Below are 22,870 nucleotides of genomic sequence, written 5' to 3'. Positions count from 1 at the left end.
CCCTCACTTGCGGTATGGGATGCATCATCCTGTGTTTTCGCCGCTGTGGCATAACGTAAAGCTCAGCAGTTAATAAAACTTCATCACTGGCATATAAACAAAATATAAAACCAATAAATACATAACCTTAAACATCAAAACAGAGGATAAAACAAACAAATTAATTGGAACTTTTCTTCCATTCAGTGTTGATTTCCTAGGTAAAAAGGAAAGCACTAGAGGTTGAGAGCGGAAATCCGCATTCCGATAACGAAATGTGTAGAAAATCACGTTACTCGCGCTTTAAATTGTCAGCAAAATCATTCAATTGAGACTACATTTACTCAATGAGATGAATAAAAAATAGAAGAGCGAGCATGAATGCCTGACAAAAACATCAGTTTTATCGTAGATGAGTGGCGTTTTGTGCCCAATGAGGGGCAAATACAGTTTGCTGACTCATGCATTACGATTGATAACCGTCTCTCAAAGTTGCTTGAGTTCTTGTGTCTGAACCCAGGACTGACTCACACGCGTGATGAACTTATCGAGCAAGTGTGGGGCGGCAGTGTATTGACCGATCAAGTGGTCACTCAAGCGGTATTTGAACTCAGAAAAGTACTGAAAAAGCACAGCCAACAGGAATGCAGCTACATCGTCACCGTACCAAAGCGTGGGTATCGATTTGATGGCGAAGTAAAACTGGAAAAAATCGCGATACAGAAACCTGAAGATCAGGTGATTGAAGAGGAAGAGTCGCAAACTGAAGCCTCGAAACCCGCGATAGAGGCCGTTGAGCACCGTCCTACAAAGAGCAAACAACCCATCTTAATTGGTGCACTTTCTTTGATTGTTCTTATTCAGGCGGCATTTTTAGTGTTTAGCGCAAACGACTCAAAACCGAACCCTGATTCTCACACCGGGCACTTAAGCCATTACGAATTTCGTTATGCAGTATTGAATGTCAGTGAGGATGTGAAAGCACGACCAGAATTGTACGGTATCGTCATTAAGTTCATGGAACACATTGGGTTTTACAGCAATATTCGCGTGGTCAAATCTAAAGAACACAGAAAACTCGCCGCCGTAGAGTTCAACATCTCCACCAGCAAGAGCAGCGATGGTAAAAAGTTGCGTTTGTTGTTCCAGTATCACAATCGCGTTTCAGGGCAGACTCATTTGAATCGTCGTTACTCGACCAACTTTGAACGGTTTCATCAAACTTTCCCATCCATGATCGATGACATGCTACGCGCGATGTACATTGAGGTGCCGGAAGAAGAGTTGGAACACAATGTGTCAATCTTCCCTAAAGATCCAGAAGCTGTAAAAGCCTTGATGTCTGGGACGGGCGCTTTGTACAACAACGCTGGCTATGAAAATGCGATGGCGTATTTTCGTCAAGCAAAAGCTCTAGCACCAGATAATGCCTACACCATTTCGGTAAGCTACATTGGTGAAGTCATGAGAGTATTTGCAAAAGATGAAGCGAATAAGAAGCAAGTAATTGAAACACTGAACAAAGAGTACTCTTCTTCTTTGTCCGAGGTATTGAAGCGAGGGAATAACCCAAGAGTGTGTGAAGCCAACGCAATCTTGGCGCTGTCGGAAGATAACCCAGATAAGGCATCACAAATACTGTTGTCGATTCCGTACAATCAGCAAACGTCCTTAACTTATCTATTACTAGCGAAAGCGGAAGAAGCTCGCGGTCATACAAGTGGGGCAAAAGAACTGTATTTGCAAGCGACACAAAACACGTCGTCGCCAATTGCACTGAAACTTGCGGGTCCATTGTTCTTTGACAGCAACTTGGACACCATGATTAAAGAATTGCAAAGCGTAAAAAGCGAAGCTAATCCATAGTGGTTAGCTTCGCATTAAAGTTTAGAAATATTGTCCTGCCATGCGTCGAGAAGAAGGTTGGCGGCTGATTAAGATATGGCATAGCTCAAGCAGCAAACCAAACGCGAGCGCACTGTAAACGTAGTGCTTATCGATATTCAGCCCCAACCCTTCAACAATCAGCAGCGCACCTAATACAATCAGGAATAGCAGCGCGAGCACTTTCAATCCGGGATGGCGAGTAATCACAGCCTGTACTTTATTCGCCATCAACATCAGAATCACACTCGAAGAGATGATCACACCAGCAAGAATGGTAATGTCCTGCGTAAGGCTTGCCGCGATAATCAATGAATCGAGAGAAAACACCGCGTCCACCGCAATAATCTGCAATATGACCGTGCCAACTTGCCCAGCAAAGAATTGATGTGGTGGCGTTTCAATAGGCACGACCCACGCCCAAAGCTCTTTGATGCCTTTAAACAACAGAAATGCACCACCGACAATAAAGATAAGATCATTACAAGAGAGGGATACCCCTTGGTATTCGACAAACGGTTCCTTCCAAGACAGCAACCAAGATACCGAAAATACCAGCGCAATGCGGTTTAACACCGCTAAACCGATACCGAGATTACGTACGCGTTGGCGCAAATGAGCAGGAAGACGCTCAGTCATGATGGTAATAAAAACGATGTTATCGACACCCAGAATGAGTTCTAACATGAGTAACGTGCCGAAGGCGATAAAGTAGTCGAGATTCATTATTTAAGTTCTCTGTGCAAAGTACGAAAGAATAGTTATTCAATATCCACTCTCTCCTAAGCAGGCACTACCTTGCGCTCAAATCCCCTCTCTAACATGGGGAAATCTGTATTCCGTTCTTAGGTGCTTTGGGTGAGTTGTTCCCTAATGACGCGATTATGAGTAGCGTCTTTTCATTGCTTTGTAGAACACGTAAAGCAATTTGATCGCGATAAGTGTCATCACTTTCTCCAAGGTTGTGGTTAATCAGAGGAAGGCTATTGTATTCACCCGTTTCATAACCACATCACAAAGCACTTAGAAAAAGATAAAGAAAATATAAAACAAATAAACACTTCAATTTCATTACTTTAAATAAACCAAAAACCACCAAAGGTGAGAAATTCGTACCAAAAGAAACGGTTTCTTTGGCTTATAAAATGACATGAGAGAGATATGATTTTTTGCTGAGAGAGACTTGACGCTTTTTCCGATGGTTGACCGTACACTCGCCCTATAAAGAGGAGAACGTAATGCTGTCATCGATTGAACAATTTCTACAAATCCTGAGTGACTACGACATACTGCTCGGTCTGATTTTCATTTTGGCTTATCAAATCTTCAGTAAGATCGCGACGAAAGCACTCACTACGTTAGCGCGGAATAAAAAAGTCAAACCACCAAGAATATTATTCATTACCAGAACGGTGAACATTTTGTTGTTCGTCTTCTTATTTGCCACATTCTTGCTCGTGAGTGGTATTGGCTACGGGAATTTTTCTATCTTCCTTTCTTCTGTGTTTACCGTGTTGGGCGTGAGCTTTATTGCTCAGTGGTCAATTCTGAGCAACATCACTGCTAGCTTTCTTATCTTCTTCGTTTTCCCTTACCGTGTAGGCGATAACATTCGTATTGATGATGGCGCAGGTATTGAAGGGATGATCATAGACATTCGTTTGTTTCACACCTTGATAAAGCATGAAGACGGCGACTTTTCGACTTACCCAAACAACCTCTTGCTACAGAAGAACGTCACCAAGAGAACCTATAAGAATGCCGTCGAGCCGACTCTACAAAAGGTCACCGACGTAGATATCGATGTTAGTGTCGGTGTTGATGACCTTCAGATACAAGAAAGCCGAGCATAGTGCTCGGCTTTCTCATTTTTGTTCGGTCAATTTAGAACACGCAGTGCTTAGCAAAGTCTGTCGCTTCGTTTGCCGTCCACTCACCTTTCGGCTTGTCTTTTAGGTTCTTACACCACTGCTCGCTACCGATGCCATCTTGCAGAACACAGTGCTTCGCGAAATCAACCGCGTTGTCTGTTGTCCATTCTGTCTTTGGCTTTTCGCGCATGTCTTTACACCAAGCTTCTGTACCCACTTCGTCAGAACATGCCGTTAGCGCTGTTGCCGCTAGCAGTAGCATTACCAGTTTTTTCATAAATTTAGGTTCCACTTTCAATTGATGAATGAACTATACCCAAAATATCAGCGCTCGTGTTAAGCCAACGACAATTTATCGACTCACGCTCCGTAAAAGAGACGAAATTCCTTTAAATCAGCCTAACTGCACCGAAGTTGCCATTCGACGTTTCATCATAAACGCTCGAACATGATCATAGATGTAATTGAAGACAAACGCATACAGGGTAATGAAAATCGTCACGCCCACGTCCATGATAAACGCTTCCCACATGCTGACTTCTAGCATCCACGCCATCGCCGGAATGGTGGCAAACAACAGACCCGCTTCAAACAACACCACGTGTACGATTCGAAGTCGGATTGTGCGTTTCTCTTTTGCTCCTGTCGCAAAGCGATCAAATATCCAATTGAAGATGAAATTCCAAATCATCGCGATGGTAGCAACGACTATCATGGTTCCTGATAATGCACTGACTTCATGATCCGTAAACAATGCCAAACCAATAATGGATAAGCTGATTGCCAATACTTCAAATAATACGGCGTGAAACACACGCTCTAACGCTCCCATAAAAACCTCACAACTTTGCATGGAACAAGTTAAGTTGCGGCGATTATGACAGCGTGATAACGAAGGGAAAGTTAACAACCATCACGAATAGTGATAGCTTACGACTATGCTTTCTGGATGAGTCTCATCCAAATTCTCTCTAGGTATTGAAATGTACAGCTTCGAACAACTCAAAATCTTTGTCACCGTGTGCGAAACAGGTTCTTTCTCCGCAGCCGCAAGAAAACTAAAGCGAGCGCAATCAGGTGTAAGCCAGTCTGTCGCTAACCTTGAGATCGCAATTAACCAAGAGTTGTTCAATCGAGAGAAAAACACACCGACACTGACAGATAGCGGTAAAGCCTTATTGCCTATCGCTCAGTCCATTCTGCATCAACAGAAATTCTTCGATCAAAAAGTCGAGTCCTTAGAGCAAGCCTACGAACACGAGCTAGTGATTGCGGTGGATGAATCTCTCATCAACCAATCGCTACTGGCGCAATTTGCCAGCTTGGCGGATCAATTCCCTATTACGCAGTTCGATATCATTACCGCACCAACATTCGATGTTGAAGAGTTGATTCGAAAAGGAAAAGCGCAAGTCGGTATCGTGTTAGCTGATGGCGAATTAAAAATGGACATGGATTTCTTTACCCTTGGGCACACTCGTTTTCTCACCGTGGCTTCGCCTTCTCACCCATTGGCACAACTATCGGTGGTTCATGATGCGGAGCTCAAAGCCCATCGCCAACTGGTACTGCGCAGCGCACAAAGGAAAGAACTTTGGTTCAGTTACGCCATCAGCACTCAGTTATGGTTTGCTAACTCGCATCAAACATTGACCGATTTAGCGTGTCAAAACGTTGGTTGGGGATTATTGCCAGAAAGAGTGGTCAGCAATGAGATTGAGAGCGGTAAGCTCGTTGCCCTGCCCGTTGCGCACGAATTTGATGGCTGGCTCACGACAGTTGGATGCTTAGTTTCTCGAACCCGAGGTATGGGCCCGGTTTTGCAAGCACTGGTAAAAACCTTGCAGAGCTATCGCTATCAGGACGAGTAGCCCAAAACTGTTTTGTAGGTTCAAGCTTTAGAATTTGTCCGAGACCTAGAAGATCTCTAGGTCTGATTGAAGCTAAAGACGACGAGCTTGGGTCAATGCTTGGAGATTGGCAGAACCTGTACCAAAGCACGCCAAACGTAACTCTAATGCCATTTGTTCAAAGTGGTCGACAACAGATTGCGTGCTGATCGTCGCGGCTTTTAATACCGCACCAGCTTGCCCAACAAGGCTAGCACCTAAATGAATCGCTTTTGCCGCTTCTAAGCCGTTATGCGTGCCACCAGAAGCAATTAAAGGTAAGTTAGGGTATTGAGCGTGGATTTGCTCTAAACACTTAGCCGTAGGAATGCCCCAGTCACGAAATAGCTCCGCAGCGCGCTGCATCTTGTTATCTGTCTGGCAGTAACCTTCAACCGCAGACCAACTCGTGCCACCAGCACCCGCCACATCAATCGCATCCACACCCGCTTCAACAAGTTGTTTGGCTACCGCGCCACTGATACCAAAGCCGACCTCTTTGATGATCATCGGGACATCAATGCGCTGTTTTAACTGTTCAATCGATTTAAGTACACCAATCCAATCATGGTCACCATTCTGCTGAAAGGCTTCTTGCATAGGGTTGAGATGTACAAATAAAGCGTCCGCTTGGATAAAGTCGACTGCACGTTGGGCGTTGTCGAGGCGTTGTTTGTCTCTCAGTTGAGCGGCCCCTAAGTTGGAATACAAAGGCACGCCTTTAGCGAGATCACGAATGGTTTTGCCCAAACCTGAATGTAGGCTGTCTTCTAGGCTCACGCGCTGCGAGCCAACTCCCATCGCAATGCCCATTTCACTGGCCGCTTCTGCCAAACGACAGTTGATGATCTCTGCATCTTTTGCGCCGCCCGTCATAGAACTGATCAAAAACGGCAGCGTCAATGAATGGCCAAGAAACTCGCTCGAAAGGTCGATGGCGTTAAAGTCACATTCAGGCAATGCGCAATGCTCAAATTCGACAGACTCAAAGCCCGCCGTTTTGCTTTTCATGTTCATGTCATGATGTAAAACAGCGTCTAAATGTAAGTCTTTTCGATTAGATTGCGGAGCCATAATGTCACCCTAAAGTAAAACAGTCGCGCAGTATTGCGATCCTTGTCATTGCCGTCAATGCGAAAATTCGGAAATTGAACAATTTATTTACCGAATCGAGCCTTGTGGGCTCTGATCTTATGACTAAGGAATCATATTAAGGGGCAGCGTTTAAAACACTGCGCCTCACTGCTCTATTAAGCTTGGGTAACGATTAACAATGTTGCCACTCCGATGTGCCAAGAGTGGCAGTTCTAGATGTCATTTAGGCTATTGCGTCTCGACGGATTGAATAAGCGCCACCACCGTGCTGGTTGTAGGTGGTGTGAATTGGTCCGGATCATCACAGAATTGAATTTTGCCTTTCTCTTCAACATGAAAAAGCGGAATCACCAAATTGTCTTTGTGGTGCTCAAGGTAATCTTGGTAGGTGAAGCTCTCACTCAACTTAGTGTGTTTGATTTCTGCACCTTGGCTCAGCAAACTCGCCATTTGGGTATAACTGACGTTGCCGCCCATCAATAATTTGCCGTGATACTCTTCTGCAACCGAGTGTTTTTCATTGCCGTTAGATTTGGTTTTCTGCAGGCAATGTACTTTATCTTCGCCGAACTCGCCGACAAATTGCATACAAGCCATAATGTTGAAGTGTTGGTCTGGCGTCAGTGCCACCACTTGCCCAATGCCAATTAGATTCAGGTTGTCATCAGCATGGCTAGAGATCGGGTTACCGTAGTAATGGTCTAGGCCCAGCATGCGAACTTGGCTAATGTAGTCCCAGTTTGAATCGGTGAGCAGAACTTTGCGATCGTATCTCGCCAGCGCTTTACCTATCTCTTGCGCTACTCGGTTTGCACCAATCAATAAAAAACCTCTTGGCGCCGGCTCAGCCACACCCAAAGCTTTAGCCATAGGACGCGCCGTGGCACTTTGTAGTACCACCGTACCGATGATCACCATGAAGGTCATTGGCACCAACAGCATGGCTTCTGAAATACCATATTCCGTCAGCTTGATAGCAAACAGGGATGAGATGGACGCCGCCACAATACCGCGCGGCGCAACCCACGAGAGGAACAGCTTATCTTTGAAGGTTAAGTTACTGCGAATGGTTGAAGCGAAAATCGAAAGTGGACGCGACACCAGCTGCATGAAAACAAACAGCAACACTGCACCGCTACCAAGCGCAGCGAAATCATCAAGACTGATGCGTGCCGCTAGGAAGATGAACAACCCAGTGATCAACAAGATGGTTAAGTGCTCTTTAAAATGCAGGATTTGCTGAATATTGATGCCCTTGGCGTTCGCCAGCCACATGCCCATCACAGTAACCGTCAGTAGACCTGCTTCCGATTCCATTTGGTTAGAAATCGAGAACACACCGAGCACGACCATCAATACCGCAAAGGGCTGAAGGTATTCCGGCAGCCAAGCTCTGCGCAAAACAGTAGACACCGCAGCGCCAGAAGCGACACCGAGGATCAAGCCCACCGCAATGATGGTGCCAAACACTTCAACGCTGTTAACGGCATTGTGCGAGACAATAAACTCGTACACCATCACCACAAACAGCGCGCCCAATGGGTCGATCAAGATACCTTCCCAGCGCAGAATATTGGCGAGTTTGGAACTTGGGCGCACGGTTCTCAGCAACGGCACAATCACCGTTGGACCAGTCACGACGGTTAAACTGGCGAACAAAATCGCAAGCTCCCAAGTAAAATCTAGGAAATAGTGCGTCGCCACACTGGTGGCTACCCAAGAGATGATCGCGCCAACAGACACAATGCTCCACACCGAACCGCTCACGCCACGAATCTCTTTAAAGTTAAGGGTTAAACTGCCCTCAAACAGAATCACCGCCACCGCGAGAGAGACTAAGGGGAAGAGTAAATCCCCGAGAATGTCGTCTGGACTAAGCCATTGCAGGATCGGCCCGACAATGATCCCCGCCAACAGTAAGAACAGAATGGCTGGTAAGCGCATTCGCCACGCTAACCACTGACAACCTAAACCTATTACTCCAACCGCCGACAGCACCAGCGCTTCGTTGCCCACTTGCATTTATCATCACCTAATTTGTTATTGTTCTGGTGAGCTTTCGCCCAAAACCGATTAACTCTATAAAAAAGATTAGTTTAGAGTGAACGCTCCGCCAGTTTTCGTTCAAATATGCGACTCTCTCTCAAAATTATCGGTCTGTGTTGTATATCCCGTTAGCTTGTCACACAGTGAACTAAGCTTAGCTAAGTTGCTCAAAGTTAAGGATTCTGAAACAAGGACAGGGAGTGCAGCAGTTGTTTATCTCATTGGCGGTTATCTTGGCGGTTTGCGCCTTACTCATCACATTGAAAGCAGTCGGTCGAATATCGAGGCTCGAAGACGAAGTGTCTCAGCTTCATAAAGAACTGGCAGAACTGCGCGCACGTTGGTTTGAGAGACACACGCCGCCGACTCCAGACTCCGAGCAACACGCTTCTCAACCACACCAAGCGCCGCCGGAGCAGCCCCCACAACCTAATGCTCCGTCGCTCAAATCAGATCCAAAGCCAACACTGGTCTCAGAGCCAATCTCAGCGCCTCTAGCTGCCAAAGAAGCACCACCACCAATTGTCGAGCCGAGCCTCCCTTCACTCGATGAAGTGCACATCGGTGGTCTGGCGCAAAGCAGTGAATCCGTATTTGAGAAACAAGCCAATAAGCTGCTTACCAACATCCAAGAAAACTGGTTGGTTTGGGTTGGCGCGCTCGCCATGTTGATTGGTGGTGGTTACCTTGTACAAGTGATTGGCAGTCACATTGAGTTCTCACCAATCATGCGCGTGACCATCGCATTCTCCATCTCTCTCGCTACCGTGATAGCAGGTGAATGGTTCCATCGCCGCGAGCAGAAATCCCCAGACCGAGCAGAACGAGCGAAAGGCTTTACTTACGTTCCTGCCGCCATTACCGGAACAGGGTTAACTGGCATCTACTGCACGGTAATCTTTGCGTTTGTCTTCTATCAACTCTTATCGCCGAGTGCATCGCTGGTAATTTTGGCAGGCGCGGCATTTTCGAGCTTAGCGCTTTCTCTACGCCAAGGTCCTTTGATGGCCGTACTCGGCTTAATCGGTGGTTATTCAGCACCACTTTGGATTGGCGGTGCAGAGCCCAACTATTACCTACTCGCTGGTTACATAACTGCAATTTCAGTTGCCGCAACGCTACTGATGCAAAAGATCCGACACGCTTGGATTTCACCATCGATTACCGTGCCGCATGTTTTGTGGATGTTGTTGCTGATTGAGAGCATGCCGATAGAGCAACTTTTCTCGTGGCTTGCGATCTTCCTTTCTCTGAGTTTGTACCTGCTGTTTGCGATACCAAGAATGGGTTGGATGCTCAAACCGCGTTATCGTCATTGCCAAGGCAGATGGATGCATCCACCGACAGGTATTGCTCTCGCGATGACATTATTAGTGCTGTCGGCATTAGCTCGCATGTCTAGCGTTGATACCGCTGAGATGATTTACTTCTATGCCTTCTTTACTGCCATGATTTGGCTACCCGCCATTCGTAAAACTTGGTCATTAAGAGTCTATCTACCATCGATATTGGTGCCTTCTACCGCGATCATGCTGCTTTCTATTGCGCTTGAATCTATCTACATGGCTGAAGGACAAACGCCAGTACTGCTCGCGCTCGGCATCAGTATTGTGTTGATTGCATTGCGAACATTATTCCAGACACTCGCAGGTGACCGCTCTCAACTGACAGGTATCCTCTTCCTTGTGCTCGCCCCTGCGATGACCTTGATTACCCTGCTCTACACTTACGAGTTCATGAGCGGTCATGTTCTAGGTTGGACGCTCTTCACCGCCGTGATTGCGGTTTACTACGCCTTACTTGGACAAAGGTTCAAAGCGCTGGCACTGGAATGCTCAGCCATCATGCATGCCATTATTGCCGGAACGGCTTTTGTCTGGCTGAATGATACGTGGCTCACGACTGCTATTTCGATTCAAGTGGCGGTTATGGCGTTGCAGACTCAAGCCAATGTTTTCCGCCCAGCGAATTGGGCAGTGAAAGTCGCCATGGGCATCTTAGTCGTACGTCTTACGCTGTTACCGTTTATTCCAGAGTGGCAACCTGTCAATGCGGGACACTGGGCTTGGGTGTTGATCAGTTACCTGCCGTCGTTGGCAATTCTTGCTTACGCTCACACTGTGTTACATCGCTCAGATACAGAACTCGCCAATTGGTTTGAAGGGGCGTTTTTACACGTGTTCTTGATGGCGGTCTTCACCCAAACCAACTACTGGCTCACAGGGCAATACGGTTACCTGGGCTACATCGATTTCACTTCGGCGATTGTGTTTGCTAACCAAGCATTAGTGATGGGGTTGGTTTACAGCTATCGCAGCCAGTTTGCGCAGCAACTAGAGCGCGTTTATCAAGCTTACAGCTATCTACTTTGGGGCGCTTTTGTTGTGCTGATGATGTTGCTCAATAGCCTTGAATCACCGTTGATGGTCAATAATGTTTCCGCGGAATCCATGCCTGTGTTCAACATGCTGTCTCTTGGCTGGTTACTGCCTGCGATTGTTTTGCTAGTAACCACTTACAAGCGTTGGAACACGTTGCAGATCCCTCGCCCTGTGGTCGCCAGCTTTGGCCTAATCTTGGCAGCCATTTGGTTAGGTATGTCGATTCGCCAGTTCTGGCAACCTATCTCGATGACGCTCGCTCAGCCGACTGGCATGGCAGAGCTGTTTACTTACTCAATTGCTGGTTTGATTGTCGGAGGCTTGCTGACTTGGGTTGGCGCAACCCGCAAAGCAATGACGATTCAACGCATTGGTTTAGCCGTGTTGGCGTGCGTCGCGCTTAAGGTGTTCCTGTGGGATGTTCGCTCATTGGATGGCTTCTGGCGTGCGATCAGCTTCTTGGGCCTAGGTGCATCACTGATTGGATTAGGATGGTTATTCCAAAAACTCCATCGCTCGGTCGCAGAACCTGCCGAGCACACGGAATAGAGTTCAAGATAAGAAAGAGATTCCCGACTCCGCTCCTTTGTCGATGTCGGGAATGACCCACAAGAACATTGAGCGGATGAAAAATATAAAACAAAATACACACCACAACCGTCATTCCAGAACAGATGAACGAAAGGGCTATAATCTCTTTTAATAACGATCTAGAAAGGTGATACCCAACTCTTTTCTAATTTTTGAAATCACACATAAAACCGAGAAGGGAATCTTGCTGTACTCTTGATAGGTTATTTCAACAGTGCCACTACAGTATGCCGACGCACATTTGCTTGTGCATTAAGTGCTTGGAAAGTCGATGTAAATTGATCAGATGATGCTAAAAAGCTATCTAATGTACTGTTTACTTTGTCCACTGGCAGTACTTTTGCCTGGCTTTGGATCGACTGCATCTGGGTTTGAAGCTCGCCATGAAATGACTTAGCTTGATCCAAACTGCTATGTACGTGTTGCAGGTGCTTATTAACCTTAGCAATAGACTGTTTGATGCCATCGCGTGAACCCAAATCAAAACCGAGCTCTGTTATACCATCGGGCTCAGCTTTTAAACTCAACGTATTTGCCTGTCCTGCAGGGAAACGGTGCCCCTCACCAGTAACAAACACACGCTGTTGCATTTGGCTATATGCTCCCTCTCTAGCCTCGAATAAGATCGTTCCGTCTTCGGCAAGCGATGCGCGCATGCCCATAGCAATTAAACTGCGATCGAGCATTTTTACTGTGCGATTCCCATCGGCTTGCCCATCGAATTGAATCATTACTGACTGACCTTGCGGAAAATCTAAACGAATCTGCTCTGGCTTTTCACTCAACCTATGAACATTTAACCCTGGAATTGAAAAACGGCGAATATCAGCTCTATCAAGTTTTAGATTAAGTTCGTTGTCTACTACTTTTTTACCGTCAAACCTAGCTTGTTCGAGAGCGATATGTAAGTTCTGTTTTGAACGACTTAAGTTGTCCTGTAAACCCGATACATTTTGAGCTCCCACATTCAAGGCTTGCGACAGATGTCGCTTGATCGAGGTAAGCTCTTTGCCAATAACTTGCAAAGACTTAGACGCAATTTGCACCGACGTCGCTTGTTGCTGCCCTTGGGTCAGTAGTACCCCAGAAACAGAATAGGCTGACGTCGTGCCAGCCTGAGAGGGTTGTGGTCGCGGTGTTATCTTACTGCTAGAGTCCGCTGACCGAGTTGGCATGATAGAGGTCTGTTCTTGACCACCTAGTCGAATACTATGCGGCCTAACCTCTACTGTGCTCATTACCATAAAAAAACTTCCTAACCTTATAGACGGTCAAACAAATTAAGATCGTTGATCTTCACGTAACTCGCTTGGGTCGCTTGTAAAGCTGCAAGATAGTTACTCAAACGCACAGAAGCCTCACCATAATCTAACGCGGAAAGGTCACTGCTCACTTTATCGACAAACAGTTTATTCTCTCCGTGAGCGCTATCAAGGAGGTCTAAATTGTTGTGACGACCACCAATCTCTGTCATTGCTCCTAGAACATTGGCAGATGTATCATCTATGACTTGAAGTGTTGCGTCTACTGCTGCTCTAAAATTAGGACTCGGAGTCTCAAATTCCGCAATTAGTGCATCAATTTGGTTGAGTACATTATTACCACCACCCAGCTCTAGTATGTCCTTGGCGGTCATATTCGATTCCATTGTAACGCCCTTGGCAACTGTCACGACACGCTTATCACCGTTACCATCGACAACATAAGTACCACCAGCACTGTTAATTGCTGGAGTATCTGTCTTCGTCCCTGAGAACAGATAATGACCTTCTTCATCTTGAGCGTTAAATGATGACTCAACGGAATCTCGTAAACTCTTAAGCTCCGTAATCATGCCATCACGGTCAGCATCCGTTAGTGAACCGTTCGCTCCCCACAATACAAGATCACGAATACTTTTTAAGCTCTCATTCACCGAGTCTAAGTGCGTTTCTTGACTAGAAAGAGTGGTTTTGACGTTAGCAATATTGGATTGATATTGGTTAATAGCGCTACCTTCTCGCTCAAGATTAAGCAATTTAATCGAAGCCATCGGGTCATCTGATATTTTTGTCAAACGCTCGCTTGTCGACATTTGTTGCAGCACTTTGCCGAGGCCCGCATTATTACCTTGCAGGCTTTGTAACATCATTTGACTAAACTGATTGTCACTAATTCGCATCATTATTTCCTTTCTAGAATAACTGCAACACGGAATCGAAAAGCTCATTTGCAGTGCTAATCACTTTCATATTCGCGTTATGAGCATTGGCAAATGTCATTAGGTTTGCGGCTTCTTCATCACTGTTTACTGCGCTCACATTATCTCGTGCAGCATGAGCCTGTTTGTTTACCGTTAGTTTGGCATCAAAGTCTGCACTTGCTTGGCGAGCTTTAATAGCAGTCTCACCAACCATAGCTGTAAACGCATCATTTAAACTTAAAGAACCGTAGCCAGTGATAGCAACGGGCTTGTTACTCAGCTCTATGACGCTACTCAACACATCTGAATTACCTGGTGTTCCATCACTAGAGAACGCCAACTCATCTGGCTGAATATCTGTAACAGTTAGACTAGCGGAAGGGTTGGCGGGGTCATAACTAAAGAGGGGCTTACCCGCGTTGCCATTCAAGTCCTTTCCTGTAGCCAAGATCGTATTAAATTCATCGGCCAGAGATTTCGCCATATCATCGAGAGCCACTAAATTTGGCTTTAATACATCATTTTGGTAATCCGTAATGGCACCTAGCTTGCCGCCTACGGCTCCTGATACAGCAAAGTCTTGCTTCCCAAATTCAACATTCAAAGTCGCCATATAAGGATCTGCTGGATCTGGCGTGGATTTGATCTTCCCTGCTTCAGACCCCATGACTAGGGGCTGTCCGGAGGCTAAGGTAACTTGGATTGTGCCATCAGGTTGATTCGTGGTCTTTACTTCGATCACTTGTGATAGTTCACCAATCAGAGAATCCCTAGCATCCATAAGATGTGCAGGATTCCCTCCGGTTCCCTGCATTTCAGTGATCTGCTTGTTAACTTGTGCGATGTTACTAAGTAGGCTATTCGCATGTGACGTCGCCGCGGTTCGCTGATCACTCATATCTTTATGTTGATTATGCAGTGACTCAGTTAAGGTATTAAAACGACGCGAAAGCGCTTCCGATTCATTAATGATCTGCTGGCGGTATGGGATAGACTCAGGTTTTACTGTCGCATCATTCAATGAAGCAAATAATGTATCTAAGCCTGCTGAAACGCTAAAGCCATCTGCAGATAACGTATTCTCTAACAAACTCATACTAACCGTATAGTTTGAAGCGTAGCCTGCCAAACTATTGGTGGACCAAGTCTGTTTCACTAAAAACTGATCCGCAACACGTCGGATGCTCGTTACTTCAACACCAGCTCCCGGGCTGAGACGATCATAGGCTCCCGCGCCGACTGACGCATTAACCGCTTGCTGACGACTGTAGCCAGGAGTATTAATATTGGCAACGTTTTGAGCAGTCACATCCAGTGCAACTCTGTTTGCATTTAAGCCTGATAGTGCAATATTAACCAGGTTCATCTACAGCTCCACTTTTCGATTAAGTGGCTGAGAAAACGCCGTTGTCATCCCAGCCTCACTTAGTACTTGTCTTACTGAGGCGACCGCTTCAGTTGAAGAATTAAGAGCATCATCCATTTTTAGGGCACCATCTTGATAAAGTTGTGATGTAGATTCCGCTTCTTTCAATCCCATCGTTTGGAACTTAATATCATTTGCAGAGCCAACCGCTAACGCCCCTCTGAGTTCAACTTCGCGCATTGAAGGGCTCAATTGTTGCACTAACATATTTGCGATGCCTGAGTTTTGTTTTTTCGCTAGTTCAATGGCGAGTTGGCCATCGTACATGTCTCGAAAAACCCCTTGCTGCTGACTTGAAAAAGGACTGTCTTTATCTGCTATAACATCGCTACTGCTGCGCATTTGACGCAGTACCATTTGCAGGAACATGGCTTCAAACTGGCCTGCTACCGCTTCAAGCGTCGCTTCATCATCATGACTATTTTTGATTTTATTTAGCGCACTATTGTCGTGATACAGTACATTCGATAGTTGATTTTGGTCATTATCTAACTTCATTTTGATTCCCCTTAGATGACGACTAGCTCGGCATTGAGTGCACCCGCTTCATTTAGGGCCTGTAAAATTGACATCAAATCAGTTGGCGTAGCACCTAGGCTATTTACAGCGTTAACAATCGTGTTCAATTCAGTGCCCGGAGGCCAAATCACCATTTGAGCTTGCTCTTCATCAATGTCGATTTGAGTTTGATCAACCACTTTAGTTTCACCATCAGCAAACGCATTTGGTTGGCTCACTTGCTGTGATTCTGAAATACGTACTGTGAGATTGCCATGACTGACAGCAGCTTCACCCACCTTGACGTTCTTACCAATCACAACAGTACCAGTACGTGAATTGAAGACGATTCGAGCTGGCTTTCTTCCCTCTACAACACTCATTTCTTCCAACATGGACATCATGACTACACGTTGCTGAGTATCCATAGGCGCACGCATTTCCACTCGCGCCTTACTAATAGCTTTCGCGACATTAGGACCAAAAGTACTATTGATTTCGCGAGCTATGTTTTTCGCTGTAGTAAAACTTGGTTTGCGTAGATTGAGGGTAATCTCTTCACGTTCATTGAAATCAGTAGCAATCTCTCGTTCCAGCGTTGCACCGTTAGGAATACGACCCGCCGTTGGAATATTAATGTTGATTTTGGAGCCACTTTTTCCCTCAGCTGACAACCCGCCTACCACAACATTCCCCTGCGCGACCGCGTAAACCTCACCATCAATGCCGCGTAGTGGCGTCAATAGTAGGGTGCCACCACGTAGGCTTTTAGCATCGCCTATAGACGAGATAACTACATCTAAGGTTTGACCTGGGCCAGCCATTGGGTCTACTGATGCCGTCACACTCACTGATGCGACGTTTTTTAGCTTGGGGTTCATGCTGTCATCAATTTGTACTCCAAATTGGCGCAACATATTTGTGATTGATTGGGAGGTAAATTTAACTTGGTTACGGTCACCTTGCCCATTGAGGCCAACCACTAGGCCATAACCCACCAATTGGTTTTGACGTATGCCTTGCACATCCACCAAATCCATCAAATTAATTTCTGTTTCCGCTTGAGTCGTAGTCACAACTCCTAAAGACAACACCATTAGGAGTGAAGATAAAAAGGCTCTGTGTTGTTTCATTAGAATGGTACCCAAGGGCTATTAAAGAACTGAGTCAACCAACCCGCAGCATTGCTATCAGCCAATGCGCCACGGCCTGAGTATGTGATTCGCGCGTCACCGATTCTCTGAGATGACACTTGGTTATTTCGGCTGATATCATCAACCCGGATAATACCGCTCAAACGAATAAACTCGTCACCTTGATTGAGTCGTAACCACTTTTCACCGCTAATTCGAAGCACACCATTTGGTAATACTTCATGAACTGTAACGGTAATTGCCCCTTGCAGTTTATTACCTTGAGAGCTAGAAGCGCTGCCATCAAAACTTCGGCTTCCATCAATGCTGACACCCAACTCATCAATAGTTTTAGTGCCTATGGTCGGGGCAGCAAAATTAACGCCAGACTTCTTACCAAATTGAGTGCCAGCCTTTTTGCTCGACTCCGTTTCTTCAGACAAAAGAACCGTAAGAATATCCCCGACACGATAAGCACGACGATCTTGGAAAAGCGTCATCGTATATTGGTGACGATAAAGACTACCGGACTTGGCTTCTGGTAACGTGTAGTCTAATTTTGGCGGCGCATACTCTTCACTGTCTGGAGAGGGAGGTACAAATTCCTGCCTTCCAGCACAGCCAACTAACAACACCGCGATTAAGACCCAAGCTTGGGAAAGCGTTTTTATTGCTTTGTCTTTCATCATCACCACATTACTTACATTGATTGTGCGACAAACTTCAGCATGTCATCAGCAGCAGATACAACTTTAGCGTTCATTTCGTAAGCACGTTGTGTAGTGATCATATCAACCATTTCTTCAACCACTTGTACGTTAGAGCCTTCTAATGCACCTTGCTTAATGCTACCAACACCATCTTCACCGGCAACGAGTTCATCAGCAGCACCACTTGCTTCTGTTTCTTTGAACAGGTTTCCGCCTACCGCTTCTAGACCAGCAGGGTTAATAAACTTCGCCAGTGTAATTTGACCAAGTTGCTGAGGCGTTGGATCATCAGCGCTTACAGAGGTCACTGTGCCATCAACACCGACCGAAATAGCCGCGGCATTGTCTGGAATCTGAATTTGTGGCTCTAACGGCAAACCTTGGCTATTCACCATCAAACCTTCAGAGTTGATATGGAATTGACCATTTCTGGTGTACATGATTTGGCCATCAGAGTTTTCGATCTGGAAAAAGCCTTGTCCCATAACCGCTAGATCAAACTGCTGGTTAGTATTCTGCGTGTTGCCCTGAGTAAACACTTTTTGTGTGCCCACAACACGAACACCAGAACCCAATTGAACACCACTTGGTAGCTCGTTAACTTGGTCAACTTGTGCACCTGGCTGGCGTTGAATACTGTAGAACAAGTCTTCAAACACAACTCGGTCACGCTTAAAGCCGACTGTGTTGACGTTTGCAAGGTTGTTCGAGATGGCAGTCATTTTGGTATCTTGGGCTGCCATGCCTGTTTTACTTACCCATAATGCAGAGTGCATTGCTTATCTCCTTGGGAGGCGAATTTATCTCGCCGCCATTAATTTGTTGCCGGCCTGAGCTAGAGTTTCAGCGGTTTTCATCATGCGAACTTGCATTTCAAAGTTTCGCGTCAATGACATGACATTAAGTAATTCATCAATCGCAGACACGTTGCTACCTTCTAGATGTTCAGGGGCGATTTGTACCGTTTCATCGACTGGGAATGGGCCACCGTCAACATTGTGCAAAAGGCTGTCACTCTCTTTCTGTAACTGCCCTTGCGGTGGATTTACCATTTTCAGAGTGCCAACTTCTAGTTCAGCACCACCACCTGGTGGTGTAACTGACACTCTTCCTCGTTCACTGATTTCTACTTTTTGATAGTCAGGCAACACGAGAGGACCGTTTTCGCCGAGCAAAGGAAAGCCATTGATACTCATAGCACCAAAAGTGTCGACTTTGATATTACCCGCTCGGGTATAAGCTTCTTCACCGCCAGGAGTTTCAACAGCAAAAAAGCCATCTCCTCGAACTGCGATATCAAGTGGACGACCTGTTTTAATCAAGTCTCCGGCATCAAAACGAGTTGAAGCAGAGTTAGTGACGACCATTGTTCGACCGTCAAAACCAGCGCCTTGCACTGGAACACTCTGCACTCTTTCCATATCTGCACGAAAACCTGCAGTATCAGCATTTGATAAGTTGTTGGAGCGTACATGCTGAGCTTTTAGTACTCGGCTAGCTCCCGATGTCGCAGTAAATAACAAGCTATCCATATCAGACCTCGTTAAACAGCGTTAAATAAGGCTTGAGTCAGCTTGTCACTGGTCGAAATGGTCTTTGCATTTGCTTGATAGTTGCGTTGAGCCGTCATTAAGCTCACTAACTCGTTAGTCAAATCGACATTTGAACCCTCCAAGGCACCAGGAGTTAAACTACCAAGAACACCTGTACCAGGAACACCAATCGCAGGAGAGCCTGACCCAAAGCTTTGAGTCCAAGCAGTGCCACTAACCTTGTTTAGATCTTGAGGGCTTGCAAAATCAGCCAGAACCACTTGGCCTTGTAGAAGAGACTGTCCATTCGTGTAAGTTGCGTAAACCTCACCATTATCTTCAACACGAACACCTGTTAATTCACCTGATGCATACCCATTAGGGTTGTTTGTGCTTACGCCAAAAGCCGCACCAAACTGAGTTGTACCTGCTAAGTCAACATCGATGCTCATATCCTGTGCACCAGGAGCTTTGAATGCAATATTGAAAGGAGCGGTAGGTGTTGCTAATTTACCTTCAGTGTCAAAAGTAACCGTCTGCGCCGTGGTGGGAGCAGTCAAAGCTGTCGAGCCACCATCAACTTGAATGTTCACTTGCCACGTATTATCCGCGGTTTTAGTAAAGTACTGAGTTACTGTGTGGGAGTTACCCAACGAGTCATGTACTTTTGTTGTGTACGAAGAACTGAAAGTCTTGGGATCTTTTGAATCGAAGGCCGCGGTAATAACTGGAGAAGTCGCATCAAAGTTAGCAACAAAATCCATTTTATCAGTCGCTTTTGCGCCCAAAGAAGCGTTAGAAATTTTGATGTCACCAACAGTACCTGACATAAGCTGGTTATTACTATCGACACTGTAACCTTGCAGCTTTGCACCGTTGTTAGCGACAACATAATTGTTTTTATCGGGAGCAAAAATACCAGCGCGAGTGTACAGCGTTTGCCCAGAAAGGTCTTTAGTCACAAAGAAACCATTACCATTTATAGCAAGATCCATTGCACGGCCTGTACTGGTCACTGTGCCGTTCTTATCAAAGTTCTGCGAAATTGATGCCACTTCAACGCCACTAGCTTGCATACCACTGTATACTGATGAGAACTCGGTTCGAGCCCCCTTAAAACCGAATGTCGATGCATTCGCAATGTTGTTACTGATCGTATTCAATTCCGAGTTAGTAGCATTTAAGCCACTTAGTGCAATATTAAAGCTCATAACTGACCTATATTTTCCTTATTGGGTTAAGCACCAAACTGAGAGATTTGATAAAACGGGACGCTACCGACACCGTCAACTTTAACTAGAGCTGCGCCACCAGTACTTGGGATGCGCACCTGTTCGACTTTTCCTGCTAGCAAAACATTTGGGCTAGCCTGACCTTCTTCTACTTCAACTGAGACCGAATATTTGCCTGGCTTTAAACCGAGCTTTTCTGGATCTATAGAAAAGTCCACGTCCCCAGCAGCATGTGCACCAAGTGGCACTTTTGTTTTTTGACCATACTCATCTTTAACGACAAGCGTGACTTGATTCGATGCATGACCTAACTCAATCCGTCCGCTTTGCACGCCATCATTAAGCTCAAACTCGTTTGAAGAGACATAAACTGTTTGGCCTACCAAACCAGCGGTAGATAGCACCTGCATGTTATCGAGCAATACCATGCTGTTTTGCATCAGGCCGGACATGTTCTCCATACTCTGAACTTGCGAGAATTGTGCTAGCTGGCCCACATATTCGGTTCCGTCCAATGGATTAAGAGGGTCTTGGTTTTGAATTTGCGCGACCATCAGAGTAATAAACTCATTCTCTAATGAAGCAGGATTGCTTGTGTCCCTAGGGTTGTTAGCAACAGCAGGAGTGTCATTTGAAGCCAATGACACGGGTGTGTCTGCGGATAGTGCAGTATATTGTGCAAGACTCATTAACTACCCTGCCCTAGCTTAAGCAAACCTTGTTGCATGCTTTTCACATTGGCAAGAACTTCAACGTTAGTTTCAAAACTACGCGTTGCAGACATCATATCTGCCATTTCTGCCACAACATCAATATCAGGGTAGTAGACGTAACCTTCGTCATTTGCTAGAGGGTTATGAGGTTCAAATCGCTTTTCTGCCTGGCCAGCACTTTGAACGACGTCAACAACACGCACTTCTGCATTCGGGTACGCACCGTTTTCTGTTGCCATTTGAGTTTTGTTGTAAACCGTGGCAAAAACAGGTTTTAGTGCTTTATAAGCATCATTTGGGTTAGCGGACACCGCATCCGCATTCGCCAAGTTACTCGCAACGGTATTCAATCGCACGGTCTGTGCATTCATCGCCGAGCCAGTGATTGAGTAAATATCAGTAAATGACATATTTAACGTCCTTCAATTGCTTTCGCCAGTCCGTTAAATTTCATATTCAGAAACGTCAAACTGGTTTGAAAGTCCATATTGTTTTGGGTGAACTTTGCCTGCTCTACACCAAGTTCCACCGTATTCCCATCTTTACTATTTTGGTACGGCACCGTGTACTGTGTTTGAACCTGAAACTTTGGAATCGGCTTGTTTACACCCCCAGCGCTCATTTGGCTCATAACAGTGGTAAAACTTAAATCTTTTGCCAGGTATCCCGGGGTATCAACATTTGCTAGGTTACTGGCGAGTACTTTGGTACGCTGAACACGGAAGTTAAGTGCGTCTGGGTGAACGCCTAGAGCACTATCAAATGTGATCGCCATTCAAGTTTCCTTTAAGTCGTTGTAATTCTGACAAATAAGAAACAAAATACATGCCAACAAAATAAAGCTTATTAATCAATGCATTATACAGATGAACGGAAATCAAACTTCCGCATTACGGAAGAAAACAATAGGACTAGGAAGCGAAAGACGAGGATGTTTCCTAATATAATGGCTCTGACAGTTTTGGGGCTTTCTTTCACCCCAAATATAGCCATAGGATCATCTAATGAAGGCATCGTTAGACAGCATGTTTCTGCTCAGTTTGAACAAGAAGTAACGCGATATGCCAATAATGCGGGATGGGGTAACTATCAGCTGAATTACGATTTATGGGTACCAAAATCAGTAAATCATTTACCTGAGTGTAGCCAACCACTCGTCATTTCAGCGCGAGATCACCAATCACAACCTGTTGGTAACCTAAAGCGCTCAGTTAGTTGTGATGACTTAACAAGTAGCTGGCGTATAAACGTAACTATAAAGTCTCGCGTGTCTTTAGATGTCGTTGTAGCGAACAACACCGTTGACCGTGGCTCCCTGATATCTGCTGCCGACCTAAAAATCGAACGTAGAACACTCTCAAAACAAGACAGCTTTTTTACCAAAATCTCAAAAGTCAGCGGCAACGAAGCAGCAAGACGAATTCGCAGTGGTCAGTTGCTAAGTCAGAGCAACGTTGAAACACCAGCATTGATTGAAAAAGGAAATGAGATTGTCTTGATAGCCACTAAAGATGGGTTTAAGGCAACAACAAAAGGCATCGCGCTAGAAACTGGCTACCGAGGAGAGCAAATCGAGGTTCAAAATAAAACTTCAGGTAAAGTCGTACACGCCATTGTTACTGGGCTAAACCAAGCACACACACAATTTTGATTTTGGACTCCAGTTATCAATTTTAAGCAAGATTGCTCGTAAATACTTAAAATACGT

General features: G+C 45.6%; 22 protein-coding genes. 5 read left to right on the top strand and 17 right to left on the bottom strand.

Annotated elements, in window-relative coordinates:
* Positions 1 to 360 precede the first annotated feature (360 nt).
* Entirely contained in the window at positions 361 to 1,845 is a 1,485-nt protein-coding gene (locus KIV41_RS19790; protein ID WP_285337542.1) for a winged helix-turn-helix domain-containing protein, read from the top strand.
* Positions 1,846 to 1,866: 21 nt separating this feature from the next.
* Here the strand turns inward: KIV41_RS19790 and KIV41_RS19785 are convergent, their stop codons facing one another.
* A complete protein-coding gene (locus KIV41_RS19785) occupies positions 1,867 to 2,589 on the bottom strand; it encodes a TerC family protein (protein WP_101905595.1) in 723 nt (240 codons plus the stop codon).
* A 512-nt stretch (positions 2,590 to 3,101) separates the two neighbouring features.
* Here KIV41_RS19785 and KIV41_RS19780 point away from each other — a divergent pair.
* Positions 3,102 to 3,716, top strand: coding sequence for a mechanosensitive ion channel family protein (locus tag KIV41_RS19780; protein WP_104033942.1), 615 nt, complete (start codon positions 3,102 to 3,104; stop codon positions 3,714 to 3,716).
* A gap of 31 nt (positions 3,717 to 3,747) precedes the next feature.
* On the opposite strand, the gene KIV41_RS19775 is transcribed toward KIV41_RS19780, so the two are convergent.
* Both KIV41_RS19775 and KIV41_RS19770 read right to left on the bottom strand, forming a co-directional pair.
* The gene (locus KIV41_RS19775; protein ID WP_005435930.1) at positions 3,748 to 4,011 is read right to left on the bottom strand and encodes a DUF3012 domain-containing protein; all 264 of its coding nucleotides are present in this window, start codon (positions 4,009 to 4,011) and stop codon (positions 3,748 to 3,750) included.
* A gap of 117 nt (positions 4,012 to 4,128) precedes the next feature.
* On the bottom strand, positions 4,129 to 4,566 hold the full coding sequence (locus KIV41_RS19770) for a PACE efflux transporter (RefSeq protein ID WP_005435929.1): 438 nt from the start codon (positions 4,564 to 4,566) through the stop codon (positions 4,129 to 4,131).
* A 151-nt stretch (positions 4,567 to 4,717) separates the two neighbouring features.
* Here KIV41_RS19770 and KIV41_RS19765 point away from each other — a divergent pair, with 151 nt between their 5' ends.
* Positions 4,718 to 5,605, top strand: a complete 888-nt coding sequence (locus KIV41_RS19765; protein ID WP_009705025.1) for a LysR family transcriptional regulator — start codon at positions 4,718 to 4,720, stop codon at positions 5,603 to 5,605.
* Between the two features lie 72 nt (positions 5,606 to 5,677).
* On the opposite strand, the gene fni is transcribed toward KIV41_RS19765, so the two are convergent.
* On the bottom strand, positions 5,678 to 6,697 hold the full coding sequence (gene fni / locus KIV41_RS19760) for a type 2 isopentenyl-diphosphate Delta-isomerase (RefSeq protein WP_285337541.1): 1,020 nt from the start codon (positions 6,695 to 6,697) through the stop codon (positions 5,678 to 5,680).
* 249 nt (positions 6,698 to 6,946) lie between these two features.
* Complete coding sequence (locus tag KIV41_RS19755; protein WP_285337540.1) at positions 6,947 to 8,740, bottom strand: sodium:proton antiporter; 1,794 nt, start codon at positions 8,738 to 8,740, stop codon at positions 6,947 to 6,949.
* Positions 8,741 to 8,964: 224 nt separating this feature from the next.
* On the opposite strand from KIV41_RS19755, the gene KIV41_RS19750 reads away from it, so the two are divergent.
* Complete coding sequence (locus KIV41_RS19750; protein WP_285337539.1) at positions 8,965 to 11,694, top strand: DUF2339 domain-containing protein; 2,730 nt, start codon at positions 8,965 to 8,967, stop codon at positions 11,692 to 11,694.
* Between the two features lie 245 nt (positions 11,695 to 11,939).
* On the opposite strand, the gene KIV41_RS19745 is transcribed toward KIV41_RS19750, so the two are convergent.
* The 12 genes from KIV41_RS19745 to flgB are packed head-to-tail and all read right to left on the bottom strand — an operon-like array spanning position 11,940 to position 21,937.
* Positions 11,940 to 12,980: a hypothetical protein gene (locus tag KIV41_RS19745; protein ID WP_010450844.1), complete on the bottom strand. Its 1,041-nt coding sequence runs from the start codon at positions 12,978 to 12,980 to the stop codon at positions 11,940 to 11,942.
* A gap of 17 nt (positions 12,981 to 12,997) precedes the next feature.
* On the bottom strand, positions 12,998 to 13,897 hold the full coding sequence (gene flgL / locus KIV41_RS19740) for a flagellar hook-associated protein FlgL (RefSeq protein ID WP_285337574.1): 900 nt from the start codon (positions 13,895 to 13,897) through the stop codon (positions 12,998 to 13,000).
* Positions 13,898 to 13,910: 13 nt separating this feature from the next.
* Entirely contained in the window at positions 13,911 to 15,284 is a 1,374-nt protein-coding gene (gene flgK / locus KIV41_RS19735; protein WP_010450840.1) for a flagellar hook-associated protein FlgK, read from the bottom strand.
* Complete coding sequence (locus KIV41_RS19730) at positions 15,285 to 15,842, bottom strand: rod-binding protein (protein ID WP_010450838.1); 558 nt, start codon at positions 15,840 to 15,842, stop codon at positions 15,285 to 15,287.
* An 11-nt stretch (positions 15,843 to 15,853) separates the two neighbouring features.
* Entirely contained in the window at positions 15,854 to 16,975 is a 1,122-nt protein-coding gene (locus KIV41_RS19725) for a flagellar basal body P-ring protein FlgI (RefSeq protein WP_010450836.1), read from the bottom strand.
* Positions 16,975 to 17,664: a flagellar basal body L-ring protein FlgH gene (gene flgH, locus KIV41_RS19720; RefSeq protein ID WP_171357472.1), complete on the bottom strand. Its 690-nt coding sequence runs from the start codon at positions 17,662 to 17,664 to the stop codon at positions 16,975 to 16,977. Before flgH ends, KIV41_RS19725 begins: the two co-directional genes overlap by 1 nt.
* 11 nt (positions 17,665 to 17,675) lie before the next feature.
* Entirely contained in the window at positions 17,676 to 18,461 is a 786-nt protein-coding gene (gene flgG / locus KIV41_RS19715) for a flagellar basal-body rod protein FlgG (RefSeq protein ID WP_010450831.1), read from the bottom strand.
* A 24-nt stretch (positions 18,462 to 18,485) separates the two neighbouring features.
* Entirely contained in the window at positions 18,486 to 19,217 is a 732-nt protein-coding gene (gene flgF / locus KIV41_RS19710; RefSeq protein ID WP_010450828.1) for a flagellar basal-body rod protein FlgF, read from the bottom strand.
* Positions 19,218 to 19,228: 11 nt separating this feature from the next.
* Positions 19,229 to 20,428, bottom strand: coding sequence for a flagellar hook protein FlgE (gene flgE / locus KIV41_RS19705; protein ID WP_010450827.1), 1,200 nt, complete (start codon positions 20,426 to 20,428; stop codon positions 19,229 to 19,231).
* A gap of 26 nt (positions 20,429 to 20,454) precedes the next feature.
* Positions 20,455 to 21,138, bottom strand: coding sequence for a flagellar hook assembly protein FlgD (flgD, locus tag KIV41_RS19700; RefSeq protein WP_010450824.1), 684 nt, complete (start codon positions 21,136 to 21,138; stop codon positions 20,455 to 20,457).
* Positions 21,138 to 21,572, bottom strand: coding sequence for a flagellar basal body rod protein FlgC (gene flgC / locus KIV41_RS19695; RefSeq protein WP_010450822.1), 435 nt, complete (start codon positions 21,570 to 21,572; stop codon positions 21,138 to 21,140). Before flgC ends, flgD begins: the two co-directional genes overlap by 1 nt.
* 2 nt (positions 21,573 to 21,574) lie before the next feature.
* Positions 21,575 to 21,937 (bottom strand): flagellar basal body rod protein FlgB, encoded by a 363-nt coding sequence (flgB, locus tag KIV41_RS19690; protein WP_010450820.1) that lies wholly within the window; start codon positions 21,935 to 21,937, stop codon positions 21,575 to 21,577.
* 171 nt (positions 21,938 to 22,108) lie between these two features.
* On the opposite strand from flgB, the gene flgA reads away from it, so the two are divergent.
* A complete protein-coding gene (gene flgA, locus KIV41_RS19685) occupies positions 22,109 to 22,813 on the top strand; it encodes a flagellar basal body P-ring formation chaperone FlgA (RefSeq protein WP_010450818.1) in 705 nt (234 codons plus the stop codon).
* The last annotated feature ends 57 nt before the right edge of the window (positions 22,814 to 22,870 follow it).

Origin of the sequence: Vibrio sp. D401a (assembly GCF_030248515.1) — a bacterium.
GTDB lineage: Bacteria > Pseudomonadota > Gammaproteobacteria > Enterobacterales > Vibrionaceae > Vibrio > Vibrio rotiferianus.
The sequence above is the reverse complement of the archived record's forward strand: the minus strand, read 5'-3'. Positions and strand labels throughout refer to the sequence as shown.

What these genes read in the sequence shown, in the direction of transcription:
- KIV41_RS19790 (WP_285337542.1), top strand. Translation starts at nt 361, where the DNA reads ATGCCTGACAAAAACATCAGTTTTATCGTAGATGAGTGGCGTTTTGTG.
- KIV41_RS19785 (WP_101905595.1), bottom strand. Translation starts at nt 2,589, where the DNA reads ATGAATCTCGACTACTTTATCGCCTTCGGCACGTTACTCATGTTAGAA.
- KIV41_RS19780 (WP_104033942.1), top strand. Translation starts at nt 3,102, where the DNA reads ATGCTGTCATCGATTGAACAATTTCTACAAATCCTGAGTGACTACGAC.
- KIV41_RS19775 (WP_005435930.1), bottom strand. Translation starts at nt 4,011, where the DNA reads ATGAAAAAACTGGTAATGCTACTGCTAGCGGCAACAGCGCTAACGGCA.
- KIV41_RS19770 (WP_005435929.1), bottom strand. Translation starts at nt 4,566, where the DNA reads ATGGGAGCGTTAGAGCGTGTGTTTCACGCCGTATTATTTGAAGTATTG.
- KIV41_RS19765 (WP_009705025.1), top strand. Translation starts at nt 4,718, where the DNA reads ATGTACAGCTTCGAACAACTCAAAATCTTTGTCACCGTGTGCGAAACA.
- fni (WP_285337541.1), bottom strand. Translation starts at nt 6,697, where the DNA reads ATGGCTCCGCAATCTAATCGAAAAGACTTACATTTAGACGCTGTTTTA.
- KIV41_RS19755 (WP_285337540.1), bottom strand. Translation starts at nt 8,740, where the DNA reads ATGCAAGTGGGCAACGAAGCGCTGGTGCTGTCGGCGGTTGGAGTAATA.
- KIV41_RS19745 (WP_010450844.1), bottom strand. Translation starts at nt 12,980, where the DNA reads ATGGTAATGAGCACAGTAGAGGTTAGGCCGCATAGTATTCGACTAGGT.
- flgL (WP_285337574.1), bottom strand. Translation starts at nt 13,897, where the DNA reads ATGCGAATTAGTGACAATCAGTTTAGTCAAATGATGTTACAAAGCCTG.
- flgK (WP_010450840.1), bottom strand. Translation starts at nt 15,284, where the DNA reads ATGAACCTGGTTAATATTGCACTATCAGGCTTAAATGCAAACAGAGTT.
- KIV41_RS19730 (WP_010450838.1), bottom strand. Translation starts at nt 15,842, where the DNA reads ATGAAGTTAGATAATGACCAAAATCAACTATCGAATGTACTGTATCAC.
- KIV41_RS19725 (WP_010450836.1), bottom strand. Translation starts at nt 16,975, where the DNA reads ATGAAACAACACAGAGCCTTTTTATCTTCACTCCTAATGGTGTTGTCT.
- flgH (WP_171357472.1), bottom strand. Translation starts at nt 17,664, where the DNA reads ATGATGAAAGACAAAGCAATAAAAACGCTTTCCCAAGCTTGGGTCTTA.
- flgG (WP_010450831.1), bottom strand. Translation starts at nt 18,461, where the DNA reads ATGCACTCTGCATTATGGGTAAGTAAAACAGGCATGGCAGCCCAAGAT.
- flgF (WP_010450828.1), bottom strand. Translation starts at nt 19,217, where the DNA reads ATGGATAGCTTGTTATTTACTGCGACATCGGGAGCTAGCCGAGTACTA.
- flgE (WP_010450827.1), bottom strand. Translation starts at nt 20,428, where the DNA reads ATGAGCTTTAATATTGCACTAAGTGGCTTAAATGCTACTAACTCGGAA.
- flgD (WP_010450824.1), bottom strand. Translation starts at nt 21,138, where the DNA reads ATGAGTCTTGCACAATATACTGCACTATCCGCAGACACACCCGTGTCA.
- flgC (WP_010450822.1), bottom strand. Translation starts at nt 21,572, where the DNA reads ATGTCATTTACTGATATTTACTCAATCACTGGCTCGGCGATGAATGCA.
- flgB (WP_010450820.1), bottom strand. Translation starts at nt 21,937, where the DNA reads ATGGCGATCACATTTGATAGTGCTCTAGGCGTTCACCCAGACGCACTT.
- flgA (WP_010450818.1), top strand. Translation starts at nt 22,109, where the DNA reads ATGGCTCTGACAGTTTTGGGGCTTTCTTTCACCCCAAATATAGCCATA.